Source organism: Corynebacterium sp. MSK150, from assembly GCF_030229215.1.
Lineage (GTDB): Bacteria > Actinomycetota > Actinomycetes > Mycobacteriales > Mycobacteriaceae > Corynebacterium.
This window is the reverse complement of sequence record NZ_JASPHM010000015.1, coordinates 29,561-42,798: the sequence shown is the minus strand read 5'-3', so window position 1 is coordinate 42,798 and position 13,238 is coordinate 29,561. Positions and strand designations below refer to the sequence as shown.

The 13,238-nt window shown below is 58.3% G+C and carries 7 protein-coding genes; 2 read left to right on the top strand and 5 right to left on the bottom strand.

The genetic code is table 11. From position 1 onward, the window contains the following. Positions 1 to 22: 22 nt before the first annotated feature. The gene (locus QP941_RS09710) at positions 23 to 1,246 is read right to left on the bottom strand and encodes an acetate kinase (RefSeq protein WP_238801400.1); all 1,224 of its coding nucleotides are present in this window, start codon (positions 1,244 to 1,246) and stop codon (positions 23 to 25) included. Next, entirely contained in the window at positions 1,247 to 2,608 is a 1,362-nt protein-coding gene (pta, locus tag QP941_RS09705; RefSeq protein WP_284844487.1) for a phosphate acetyltransferase, read from the bottom strand. Between the two features lie 228 nt (positions 2,609 to 2,836). Between pta and QP941_RS09700 the strand changes: the two genes are divergently transcribed. Then, positions 2,837 to 4,198 (top strand): FAD-dependent oxidoreductase, encoded by a 1,362-nt coding sequence (locus QP941_RS09700; RefSeq protein ID WP_284868791.1) that lies wholly within the window; start codon positions 2,837 to 2,839, stop codon positions 4,196 to 4,198. Positions 4,199 to 4,201: 3 nt separating this feature from the next. Next, on the top strand, positions 4,202 to 4,684 hold the full coding sequence (locus QP941_RS09695; RefSeq protein ID WP_284766688.1) for a GNAT family N-acetyltransferase: 483 nt from the start codon (positions 4,202 to 4,204) through the stop codon (positions 4,682 to 4,684). Here the strand turns inward: QP941_RS09695 and purT are convergent. The 3 genes from purT to QP941_RS09680 form a co-directional block, all read right to left on the bottom strand. Then, on the bottom strand, positions 4,681 to 6,033 hold the full coding sequence (gene purT / locus QP941_RS09690) for a formate-dependent phosphoribosylglycinamide formyltransferase (RefSeq protein WP_284868790.1): 1,353 nt from the start codon (positions 6,031 to 6,033) through the stop codon (positions 4,681 to 4,683). The genes QP941_RS09695 and purT overlap by 4 nt on opposite strands. A 152-nt stretch (positions 6,034 to 6,185) precedes the next feature. Beyond that, entirely contained in the window at positions 6,186 to 7,043 is an 858-nt protein-coding gene (locus QP941_RS09685) for a class F sortase (protein ID WP_284868789.1), read from the bottom strand. 155 nt (positions 7,044 to 7,198) lie between these two features. Continuing rightward, a complete protein-coding gene (locus tag QP941_RS09680; protein ID WP_284766685.1) occupies positions 7,199 to 12,511 on the bottom strand; it encodes a VaFE repeat-containing surface-anchored protein in 5,313 nt (1,770 codons plus the stop codon). Between the last annotated feature and the right edge of the window lie 727 nt (positions 12,512 to 13,238).

Below are 13,238 nucleotides of genomic sequence, written 5' to 3'. Positions count from 1 at the left end.
TTCTAACTGGACGTGAGAGTCTTTACTTGTAGAGGCCAGCCTCACGCGCCATTGCGGCGATTTCGGCGGACTTCTGAGCGATAGCCAGCTCCTCGTTGGTCGGAACGACAAAGACCTTGACCGGGGAATCCTCGGTGGAGATCATACGCGGCTGGTCGGAACGGACCAGGTTGCGCTCCTTATCAAAGTGGATGCCGTACATATCCAGGTTGTACAGGGAATCCTGGCGAACCTCGGTATCGTTCTCGCCCACACCGGCAGTAAAGGTGATGGCGTCCACGCGGCCCAGGGAAATCATGTAGGAACCGATGAAGCGGCGCAGCTGGTGGATGTAGATGTTATAAGCCAGCCAAGCGTCTTGGTCCTCGTTGTCGATGCGCTCGCGCAGCGTACGGAAGTCGTTAACGCCAGAGATGCCCTTGACACCGGACTGCTTGTTGAGCAGGTTGTCAATCTCATCCACGCTCATGCCCGCCTGGCGGACGAGGTGGAAGATGATGCCCGGGTCAATGTCACCGGAACGGGTACCCATAGCCAGACCGGCCAGCGGGGTCAGGCCCATCGAGGTATCGATGGCGCGGCCATTACGGATGGCTGCAGCAGAAGCACCGTTGCCCAGGTGAAGAGTGATCTGGTGGGTGTGCATCGGGTCGCGGCCCAAAAGGGCCGGCACCTGCTGGGAGACGAACTCGTGAGAGGTGCCGTGGAAGCCGTAGCGGCGGATATCGTACTTAGATGCCACCTCGTTGTTGATGGCATACAGCGCAGCTGCCGGCGGCAGGGTATTAAAGAAAGCGGTATCGAAGACGGCAACGTGCGGGATATCCGGCAGCATCTTGCGAGCCACGCGAATGCCGTCCAGGTTGGCCGGGTTGTGCAGCGGAGCCAGCGGGATGAGGTCTTCAATCATGGACTCAATCTGGTCCACGATGAGCTGTGGCTCGGAGAAGAGGCGGCCGCCGTGAACAACACGGTGACCAACGGCGATAACATCCACGTCGGTCGGGCCAACGTTGTGCTCGCTCATGATGGCAAAAGCGCGCTCAAGGCCGAAGGAGTGAGTAGGGATTTCCAGCTCTTCCTTGTACTTCTCACCACCGGTCTTGACGGTGACGGCGCCGAGGGGCTCGCCAACCTGCTCGACCAGGCCAGAGACCAGCGGGGTATCCGTGGCGCTGGACTCGGGATCGACCAGCTGGAATTTAACGGAGGAAGAACCTGAGTTAAGGACCAGAACGTATGACATTTATTTCTCTCCAGCCTGAATAGCGGTGATTGCAACGGTGTTGATGATGTCCGGAACGGTCGCGCCACGCGACAAGTCATTAACCGGCTTGTTCAGGCCCTGCAAGATAGGGCCTACAGCGAGCGCGCCGCCGGTGCGCTGTGCCGTCTTGTAGCCAATATTGCCGGCCTCAAGATCCGGGAAGACAAAGACGTTTGCCTGACCGGCAACCTCAGAATTCGGCATCTTCTTAGCCGCAACGCCTGGATCGCAGGCGGCGTCGAACTGCAGCGGACCATCCACCTTGACGGAGGAATCCAGCTTCTTGGCGGCCTCCACGGCGGCCACTGCACGGTCAACGTCCGGGCCGGAGCCGGAGGTGCCGGAGGAGTAGGACAGCATGGCCACACGCGGGTCGATGCCGAACTGGGAGGCGGTCTGTGCGGAGACGATGGCGATCTCGCCCAGTTGCTCGGCGGTGGGGTTCGGGTTGACGGCGCAGTCACCGAAGGCCCACAGGCGGCCGCGCATGACCATCAGGAAGATGGAGGAGACCACGGAAGCGTTCGGCTTGGTCTTGATGATCTGGAAGGAAGGCTTAATGGTGTGCGCGGTGGTGTGAGCAGCGCCGGAGACCATGCCATCGGCCAAGCCCTTGTGCACCATCATGGTGGCGAAGTAGGAGATGTCCTGCATCGTCTCGCGAGCCTGCTCGAGGGTAACGCCCTTCTTCTTGCGCAGCTCAGCAAAATCAGCGGCGAATTCCTCTGCCAGCGGGGACTCGAGGTGGTTGATGATCTCGGCACCAGCCAGGTCGAGCTTGAGCTCTGCGGCGCGGGCCTTGATATCGGCCTCGTTGCCCAGGATAGTCAGCTTGGCAACCTTATCGCGCAGCACCACGTGGGCAGCCTCGAGGATGCGGTCATCGTCGCCCTCTGGCAGGACGATGTGGGAACCGGCGGCGCGGGCCTGGTCGATGAGCTGCTTCTGGAAGAGGTCTGCGGACATGACCGGGGAGACGTCGCCAAGCGCAGCAAGTGCGCCCGGAACCGCTTCCAGGTCGGTGAAGATGCCAGCGACGGTGGCACCCAGGGATTCCGCATTGTGCTGGGCAAGCTCGCCGGTGCGCTGTGGGGCGCCGGAAATGATGGCCAGCGGCAGGCCGAGGGCAGCAGCTGTCTCGGCATCGAAGGCGATATCGCCGGTACCCTGCGCCACGATGTTCTCGGCGGCAGGCGCGTTAGCCAGGACGGCGCTGACGGTAGCATCGAAGTCTTCGAGGCGGATGAACTCCGCGCCCAGTTCTTGTGCCAGGGCCGGCACGTCGAGGCCATCGAAGCCCCGGCCAATAGCGCTAATAACTGCGGAATGGGATGCAGACATGCAAATTACCTTTCATTCACGGTCACTTGAACACAATTAACGCGCGTCATAACTTCATGTCATACGTCACAGTTATTAACACGCGGTGACTATTCCACTGTACGCGATTTACCCCCTCCTATGCCCTATCGTGACCTCCCTAAACTGGGGTTAGTAATGCTGTGGTTTTTATCGCATAGTGACCGCGTAGAATATGCAGCAAAACGAAAGAAAGGACACCTACAACACATGACTACCCCTGTGCGCGTCGCCGTGGTCGGCTCCGGCCCGGCCGGCATCTACGCCTCTGATCTTCTAGTGAAATCCGACCTCGATGTGCAGATCGATCTTTTTGAAAAGATGCCGACGCCGTTTGGATTGATCCGCTACGGCGTGGCACCGGATCACCCGCGCATTAAGGGCATTGTGCAGTCCCTGCACAACGTTATGGAAAAGGAAGAGATCCGCTTCCTCGGCAATATCGAGGTGGGCAAGGACATCACCGTCGAGGAGATGCGCGAGTATTATGACGCCATCATCTTCGCCACCGGTGCCACCGCCGATAAGCACATGGGCATCCCAGGCGAGGATCTCAAGGGCAACCATGGCGCAGGCGAGTTTGTGGGCTTTTATGACGGCAACCCCAACTTCGAGCGCGATTGGGATCTCTCGGCAGAATCCGTTGCCGTCGTCGGCGTGGGCAATGTTTCCCTCGACGTCTCCCGCATCTTGGCCAAGACCGCAGATGAGCTGCTGGTTACTGAGATCCCGGATAACGTGTACGCAGCGCTGAAGAAGAACCGCGCCAAGGAGGTCCACGTCTTTGGCCGTCGCGGCCCGGCGCAGGCTAAGTACACGCCAAAGGAGCTTAAGGAGCTGGACGAGTCCCCGACCATCGAGGTCATCGTCAACCCTGAGGACATCGAGTATGACGAGGCTTCTGTAGAGGCCCGCCGCGCCGCCAAGTCCACTGACCTGGTGTGCCAGACGCTGGAGTCCTACGCCATGCGCGAGCCGGGCGATGCCCCGCACAAGCTTTATATCCACTTCTTCGAGTCCCCGGTAGAGGTATTGGGCGAGGACGGCCACGTCACCGCCATTAAGACCGAGCGCACCGAGCTCAACGGCGATGGCACTGTAACCGGTACCGGCAAGTTCACCGAGTGGCCGGTGCAGGCGGTCTACCGCGCAGTGGGCTACCACCCGCAGTCCGTCGACGGCGTACCTTTCGACGAAACCCAGGCCACCATGCCCAACGACGGCGGCCACGTGCTAGCCAATGTCGATGGCGAGAAGATCCCCGGCCTCTACACCACCGGCTGGATTAAGCGCGGCCCAGTGGGTCTCATCGGCAATACCAAGTCCGATGCCAAGGACACCACCACCATGCTCATCGCCGATTACAAGGCCGGCGACTTGGAGCCGGCCACCAAGCGCGATCCGCAGGATATCCTGGACTTCCTGGCCTCCCGCGATATCGCCGTGACCACCTGGGAAGGCTGGCACCGCCTGGATGCTGCCGAGCGCGCCGCCGGTGAGCCGCACGGCCGCGAGCGCATCAAGATCGTCGAGTGGGACGAGATGGTCAAGCACGCCGGCCCGCAGGCCTAACCCGTGCCGCATATCATTACCGCCGCGCCCCTGGGGCAGCTGGCGGCCTTGGACGTCCACCAGCTCTACAAGCTGCGGGTGGACGTCTTTGTGCACGAGCAGCGCTGCCCGTACGCCGAGATCGACGCCACCGACGCCGATCCCCAGACCGTGCACCTGCTGGCCTGGGATGCGGATTCCCATGACCTGCTTGGCACGGCCCGCGTCCTTCCGGCCGCGCCCACTGACGCCGCGCTTGCCGACGCCGCCGGCGCCCAAATCGGCCGCTTCGCGCTCGCGCCCGCCGCGCGCGGCACGGGCCTCGGCCGCGAACTCTTCCAGGCGGCCGTCGACCTTGGCGAGCGCATGCACCCAGGCCAGCCGCTCTACCTGGAAGCGCAGGCCGGCCTCGTGGACTACTACGCCGGCTTTGGATTTACTCCGGTAGGCGAGCTTTTCGACGACGAGGGAGTCCCCCACCAGCCGATGCTGCGCCCCGCTCCCTAGTCGGCGTCGTCCACACCGGAAGCGAGCTTTGGGTCGAGCTCCACGCCGCCCTCGTACTCCACGACCTCGATATCGGGGACGTTATCCGCCTCCGGCTCGATGCCGCGCGCACCGCCCTGGGCCAACAGGCCCGGCGTGGAGGTCACCTCGATCTTGTGCGCCGCTAGTGCTGCGCGGTCGCGTGCCTCCTCCGCGCTTTCCGCGGTGGCAGACACCAAGCCCATGCGACGGCCCTTGTAGGCCCCCGGCTTGCCAAAGAGTTTGACGTCCGTCTCGGCGTAGTTGAGGGCCGCGGCGACGCCGGTATATGCCACCTCATTCAGCTCCTCGTCCGCGTGGATGACCACGCTTGCACCCGGGGTGACCAAGGTGGCGTCGATGGGGTAGCCCAAAATCGCGCGCGCATGCAGGTCAAAGGCGGAAAAACGCTGTGTGTAGGCGGTAAGCATCGCCGTATCCGAGGGCCGCGGGGACACGGAGGAAAAGTACACGTCATCGCCCGCAACAAAGAGCTCCACGCAGTACACGCCGCGCCCGCCCAACTCATTGGAGATGCGGGCAGCCACCGAGCGTGCGTTTTCCAGCGCGATTTCGCTCATGCCGGTAGGCTGCCACTCCTCCACGAGGTCACCGCGCTCATGGCGGTGACCGATAGGCTCGCTAAACCACGTGGCCAACTTGCCCGTGGCCGGATCGATGGAACGGATGGCCAGCAGGGTGACCTCGAGGTCAAAGTCCACGAAACGCTCGGCCACTACGCGCTGCGAATCCGAGGACACGCGCCGCACGGTCTCCCATGCGGTGCGCACATCCTCTTCATCGCGGGCAATCATGTGGCCCTTGCCGGAGGTGGACACGTCCGGCTTAATAATGCACGGAAAGCCCAGCTCCCCCACCGCTTCTTCCAGCTCCTCCACGGAGCTAGCAAAGCGATAGGCGGAAACCGGCAACCCGATATTTTCCGCCACCTCGCGCACGCACTGGCGGTCCTGCGTCATGGCGCAGGCGCGGGCGGAGGGGACCACGATGGCGTCGCTATGCGCCTCCATCTCCTCCAGCGCTTCTACCGCAACGGTTTCTACCTCCGGAACCACAAAATGCGGCTGAATCTCTTGGGCCAGCTGCAGGATGCGCCCGGCGTCCTTGATATCGGCGACGTAGCTATACTGAGCCACCTGGTGCGCCGGCGCGCCCGCATACGAGTCCACGGCGTGGACCTCCAAGCCCAAGTTTTGGAAGGACATGGCCAGCTGCTTGCCCAGCTCGCCCGACCCCAGCAGCAATACCTTGGTGGCATTGCTGGTCAGCGGCGTGCCAATATGACCGGCGATCTCGCCTGGATTATCCATGATAAATGCTCCTTCTAAGCCGCAGGCAGCGGCGTTTACTGCCCTAAATTATTTCATATTTAGGCCCCAACCCCACCACCTACATGCCAGGTGAGCGGGATAAGCAAAGGCGCCCTGTGGGCAATTCCACAGGGCGCCGTAGGAGTTTCAGCCTAGGCTGCAGGTGCCTCAGCCGGTGCCTCGGCTGGGGCTTCGGCCGGAGCCTCCCCTGCCGGCTGCTCGGCGGGCTGCTCTGGCTCGCCTACCGGCTCCGCCACAGTGATGATGTTGTCCTCATAACCCAGCGCGCCACCAACGAACTGGCCGCCGCAGGTAATCAGAACAAGGCGGTTCTCGCCTTCCTTATCGTTAACCACATCAGGGAATCCGGAGCCCTTAGGCAGGCGGTACGGCGCCTCAGTTACGCGGAAGGTGCGCTCCTGGCCGTCGATGACCACGGTAAATTCCTGGTCCTTCTTCAGCTTCGTGAACTTCTCCGCATAACCAGTGCCCTGGCCCTGGTAGTTAATGTGGCCGGTAATCACACTCGATCCCACATTTCCCGGCTCACCCGGCACTGCGGAGGCGGAGTACCAGCCCACGCGGGTGACGTCGTGTGGCGGCAAAAGCACGCCCTGGTCCGTGACCTGTACGGGGTCCACGGCCGCGTACTCGCCATCGATGCCCACGGACATGCCCTCAAAGCCCTTGAACTCACCAGGCGCGGCCTCATACTCGTGCTCCTGCTGGCCCGAATCATCCACAAAGGCATCGGACTTCGGTCCGGATTTTTCCGCTGCACTCTCGCTGGCCACCGTCTCCGGCGCCGAACCCGCCTCATCCTCATCATCGCGCGCCAGGTACAGCACTACCTGCAGCAAGACCAACGCCACCGCAATGATGGCCGCGATAATAGCGATCAGCTTGCCACGGCCCATGCCCTGCTTGCCGACGCCCCCTTCTTCCCCACTCGCCGGATACTGCGACATTCCATTGTCCTCCGGCTGCCGTGGTTCAGCGTGCTTTCCCATAGCTAGCTTCCTCTACTTCCTCGATTTGTCTACCTTGTGCAGGTTATATGCAAATCCCCTCCAGCGTGTGCAGTCACACCCTGGAGGGGATTTTTGGTGTTAAAGTCTCAACCCCGGTGGGGCGACCCGCGGGCCGCCTCACCGATGCTTATGGACTACTTGATGTAATCCTGCATACCCGGCTCAAGCTCGGTTGCGCCGGACGGTACGGACTTAATCTCAACGCGCTCGGCGTTGGATGGCAGTGCGTTGCCAGTCTCTTCAGGTTGCTGACCCTGAACCTCGACGCTGCGGCCGTGGCCATTGTCAGAGTTGCCGCCCTGAGGAGCATCCTGACCCTTGTCCTCGTGACCATTGCCGCCATTGTGGCCGTCGGTGTGCTTGCCGTTGCCACCATCGTGGTTACCGGTGTTGTCACCGTGGCCACCGTTGTGGTTGCCGTGGTCATTATGGTCGTGGTGATCCTTGATGATCTTGCCCAGGCCGATACCCGGAATCAGGATGAGCCACCACGGAGTCTTGCCCTTGGAAGAACCATGGGAAGAACCGTTAGAGGAACCATCCGAAGAACCGCCTGGGGTGTCCTGATCGTGAACCTCGTGCGAGGTTACGGTCTGATCCTCATCGTTGATGTCCTTGTGCTCAGCAATGTGGTTCGGCTTCTCCGGAGTTACATCCGGGGTGTCCTCACCCTTGTCGTTGACCTCAGTGGAGGTGAGCTCCTCGAAGGCAACCGCAGCCTGGACAGGCTCCTTCACATCATCGTTAACGGTGATGGTGACAGGCTCCATACCCTTGGACTTCTTCGGGGTGAAGGTAGCTTCACCGGTACCCAGAACAGACTTGCCGTCCTTCTTGTTAATGAGCTCAGCCTTCAGGGTGTATTCCTTACCCGGAACCAGACCCTCGTAGGTGACCTCATCGACAATCTTGGCACCAGCAACAACAGCGTGGGAACCCTTCTCGAAGTCAGCGTTGGTGGTGATCTTCGGAGTCTTCTCAGAATCCTCAGAGGTCACAGTCTGATCTTCGTCATTGATGTCCTTGTGCTCACCAACCGGATTCGGGTTGTCCTCATCGGTCGGGTTGTTTTCACCGTGCTTATCCACCTGGGTGGAAGTCAGCGTCTCGAAAGCAACCGCAGCCTCAACCGGCTCGGTCACATCATCGTTGACAACAATAGTGACAGCCTCAGTACCGTTAGCCTCATCCGGGGTGAACTTGTGACCCTTGGTCTCGCCAAGAACGGTCTTGCCGTCTTCCTTAGAAATCAGCTGCGCATCCAGAGTGTACTGCTTACCCGGAACCAGACCCTCGTAAGAAACCTGGTCCACAACCTTGGCACCAGCAACAACCTCACGCAGGTCGCCCTCGAAGTCCGCGTTGGTGGAAACCTTCGGGGTGTCCTTCTCGTCGTTGTCACCAGGGGTACCCGGCTCGTTAGGCTCGGTCGACTCAGAAGGCTCGCTCGGCTTCTCCGGAGTGGTAGAACCGCAGTCCGAAGGCTTATCAGACTCAGAGGTCTCGGAAGCTTCAGAAGACGTGGTCTCTACAGACTCGGACTCAGAAGGCTCGCTGGACTCAGACTCAGACGGTTCCTCAGACTCGGAAGGCTGCTCGCTCTCAGAGTCACCTGGCTCTTCAGACTCACAAGTCTTGTCGCCGTCATCAGGCGTACCTGGGACGTCGTCCTTCGGGGTGGTGGTCTCCGGAGCAGAGGTCTCCGGCTCATCCTCGGAGGTTACGGTCTGATCCTCGTCGTTGATGTCCTTGTGCTCACCGATTTCATTCGGCTTGTCATTGTCCGGGGTGTCCTCACCCTTGTCATTGACAACCTTGGAAGTCAGAGTCTCGAAGGCAACTGCAGCCTCAACCGGCTCGGTCACATCATCATTGACGGTGATGGTGACAGCCTCGACACCGTCAGCCGCTTCCGGCTTGAAGGTATGACCCTTAGTCTCACCCAGAACAGTCTTGCCGTCTTCCTTGGAAATCAGCTGGGCATCCAGGGAGTATTCCTTACCCGGAACCAGACCCTCGTAGGAAACCTGGTCCACAATCTCGGCACCAGCAACAACCTCGCGCAGGTCGCCCTCGAAGTCCGCGTTGGTAGAAACAATCGCGTTCTTGTGGGAGGTTACGGTCTGGTTCTCGTCGTTGATGTCCTTGTGCTCAGCGATGTCATTCGGGTTCTCCGGAGTGGTATCCGGAGTGTCCTCACCCTTGTCGTTGACGTCGGTGGAGGTCAGTTCCTCGAAGGCAACCGCAGCCTCAACCGGCTCCTTCACGTCGTCAGAAACAGTGATCTCAACCTTGGCCTGACCATTAGCGGACTCAGGCTTAACAGTAGCCTCGCCCTTGCCCAGAACGGTCTTGCCGTCCTTCTTGGAAATCAGCTCAGCATTGAGCTTGTATTCCTTACCCGGAATCAGGTTGAAGTAATCGACGGTGTCGATGACCGTAGCACCAGCAACAACTTCCTTGGAGCCGTCTGCAAAGTCCGCATTGGTGGAAATGCGCGGCTTGGAGGTTACAGTCTGGTCCTTGTCGTTGATGTCATCGTGCTTAGCGATGTCATTCGGGGTGCCCTCGTCGGTCGGCTCATCGTCGCCATTCTCGTTGACCTCGGTGGAGGTCAAGTACTCGAACGCAACAGCTGCCTGGACCGGCTCGGTCACATCATCGTTGACAACAATAGTGACAGCCTCAGTACCGTTAGCCTCATCCGGGGTGAACTTGTGACCCTTGGTCTCGCCAAGAACGGTCTTGCCGTCTTCCTTAGAAATCAGCTGCGCATCCAGAGTGTACTGCTTACCCGGAACCAGACCCTCGTAAGAAACCTGGTCCACAACCTTGGCACCAGCAACAACCTCACGCAGGCCGCCCTCGAAGTCAGCATTGGTGGAGATCTTCGGGGTGTCCTTCTCCTCGTCGTCACCAGGGGTACCCGGCTCGTTAGGCTCGGTCGACTCAGAAGGCTCGGTCGGCTTATCCGGGGTCGTCGACTCGCCGTCCGAAGGCTTGTCAGACTCAGAGGTCTCGGAAGCTTCAGAAGCCGTGGTCTCTACAGACTCGGACTCAGAAGGCTCACTGGACTCAGACGGTTCCTCAGACTCGGAAGGCTTCTCACTCTCAGAGTCACCCGGCTCCTCAGACTCGCTGGTCTTGTCGCCGTCATCAGGCGTCTCTGGGACGTCGTCCTTCGGGGTGGTGGTCTCCGGAGTAGAGGTCTCCGGCTCATCCTCGGAGGTTACGGTCTGGTCATCGTCATCGATATTGGTGTGCTCGGCGATGTCATTCTTCTCACCAGTGGTGGAATCCTCGCCGTCCTTGTTAACAGCAGTGGAGGTCAGGTACTCGAAAGCAACTGCCTCGTCAACGGCCTCGGTAACACCCTCATCAACGGTGATCTCAACCTCTACCTCGCCCTTAGAAGCAGAAGGTACGAAGGTCTTTTCACCGTGGCCGATTACCGGGTAGTCACCAGTGGTCTCGTCCTTGACCTTGGAACGCAGCTCTGCATTCAGAGTGTATTCCTTGCCAGCAACCAGGTCGTTGTACTTAACCTTATCGGTAATGACGGTGCCAGCCTTGATCTCATCACCCTCAGCCTTCTCAGCCTTGGTGCCGATGGATGGCTCCATCTTAGAAGTTACGGTCTGCGCCTCATCATCGATGTCGCGGTGATCGGTAATCTTCTTCTCTTCGTCAGAGTTCGGAGTTTCCTTACCGTTCTCATCGACCTGCTTGGAGTAGAGGTCCTCGAATGCGACGGCTGCCTTGATGACGCCCTTAACATCGTCGTTGACCTTGATGTCAACGACCTGCTCACCAGCAGATTTCTTCGGGGTGAAGGTTACATCGCCCTTGCCGACGACCGGGTAGTCACCGTTCTCATCGGCAGCCTTGTTATGCAGCTCAGCCTTCAGGGTGTATTCCTTACCCGGAACCAAGTCGGTGTAGGTAACGGTGTCCTTGACGGTAACGCCAGCCTTAACCTGCTTAGCGTTGTCAAAGTCAGCGTTGGTGTGGATAGACGGGGTCCACTTGGTGTTAACGGTCTGCTTCTCATCGTTGATGTTTTCGTGAGTAGCAATCTCGTTCTCATCGGTGGAGCCAGAGGTCTCGTTGCCATCCTTGTCTACCTCGGTAGATACAAGCTTCTCGAAGGCAACCGCAGCGTCAACAGCAGGATCTGCCTTGTCGTTGACGGTGATCTCAACTTCCTTCTCACCGGCGGACTCTTCCGGAACGAGTTCCGCAGAGCCTTCACCCAGTACGGTCTTGCCATCGGCCTTGGAGATCAGCTTTGCCTTCAGGGTGTACTTCTTACCCGGAACTAGATCCTTATACGTCACAGTGTCAATAACCGTGGCGCCCTTTTCCACACGGTTGCCATCCTTGATCTTGGCCTCCGTCTTAATCTCCGGATTAAGATCCTTCTCCTGCTCTTCAGTACCTGGAACCGGAGCGGTCGGCTCGGTCACCTTGGTGGTCTCGTCAGGAGAGGTCGGTTCAGTAGTGGAATCCTTCGGAGTGGTCTCCTCAGTGTTAGACGGCTCAGAATCAGTAGTCGTCTCGCTGTTAGGAGTAGTCTCCTCACCCGGATTTTCAGGAGTGGTCTCATCGGACGGATTTTCCTCCGTGTTCGGAGCCTCCGGAGAAGTTGTTGGCTCTTCGGTGTCACCACCATTATCAGGCTCATCAGGCAGACCAGGCTGGTCTACCGGAATAACGCTTTGAGCACGTGAGCCGCGATTGTTGTTCGGATGTACAACAGTAATATACGCATCTGCAGGTTGCTTTGCGATCTCCGTCTCCGAGTCTTTTACAAGCTTTGGGATAGCTGAGGTTCCTTCAATCTTATACCCCGTAAGCTCCGTAAACTCTTCGTGGGACCCAGTAAACGCCGGGAAATATTTTTTGCTGTTCTCTATGATGGTCTCATAGGGTTGGTTCTTTGGATTTTGTCCCGGCGAATTGTAGAACATCAACAGGTAGACGTAATAGTTAGCAGCTGACTTGCTATCCCCCCGTGCAGCTGCGGCTTCCATCTTCCGGCCGAGATTAATCACGGCGTCGTGATATTCCTTTTTATACTCAAGTTTCGTAGCGTTCTTTTTTTCGTACGACTCTTTCGTGTTTAGAGGAGTAGGAGCATGTGGCTCAATACACCACGCCCAGCCCACATCGTTCTTGTCACTTCCGCCATTGCCGAAGCCTTTTCCTGCCGGCTTTCCCGCCCAAACAAGAAGACCCCAATCATAGTCCGCAGCGAAATGCTGTGGGTTCTTTTCCTCCTTGAAGTTTTCGTCACCCAGTGTCGTGTTGGGTACAAAATCGGCAGGCTCAGCAGCCTCCGCCTTGACCCCCGGAACGGTGACCATGGCCGCGATTACCGCAATTGCAGCAAGCACTGCGGTAAAGACCATCCACCCCTCTCGGGATATATTTCTTAACTTACTCATTCTTTCCTCTTCGAGCGGTACAAATACTTACATTCGTTTTCCTGTACAGCGAGTGTCTTCGCTGAACAGAACCTGAAATTGAGACTTGAACACACTGCGGTTAATCAGGGTTTTGAACCCGAATCTGGATTAACTCTTATTGTGCTCTCAGCATGATATCACGGGAAAATTTAAGGCGCCAGCCAGAAAGCTTTAGAAAACTGCAGGTTATGCAGGATTTCTAATTTCATACCCACAGGTAGATGCACTTATTTCCACGGTTAACCTAGGTTTAAATACGTATGTTCAATGTATCCTAGGCTTTTCTTAAGGTCGGGACAGCACACCAATGGCTTAATCAATACTAAGATTAGCTTTAACAAGACCTACGTAGATATTTCTTTACGCTGCGCTTTATCTAATTTCTTGCAAATTTTAGAGAGGGGGGATTGCACGCAATTTCTTCGCGTCACCCCGCTACCATCCCCAGAAAGTTGGTGTTACAGGTGTAACTGCATGGCATTCGATAAGAGTGTACGCACGTTCGACATTTTAGAAATGTAGTAATCCTTAACCCTTTTGCCTCTCATCTCCAAGAAGGGCTGTGTGAGCGAAAACTCTGCCTAAGGTCGTCACAATCACACTTAGGACCCCCAAATAGGGAGTGAGGGAGAATTGGGCAAAGAAAAATCCGCACGGGCGTCGACAAGCGGATGCTTTACCGAGGCCGCAGTGCGGATCCTGGAAT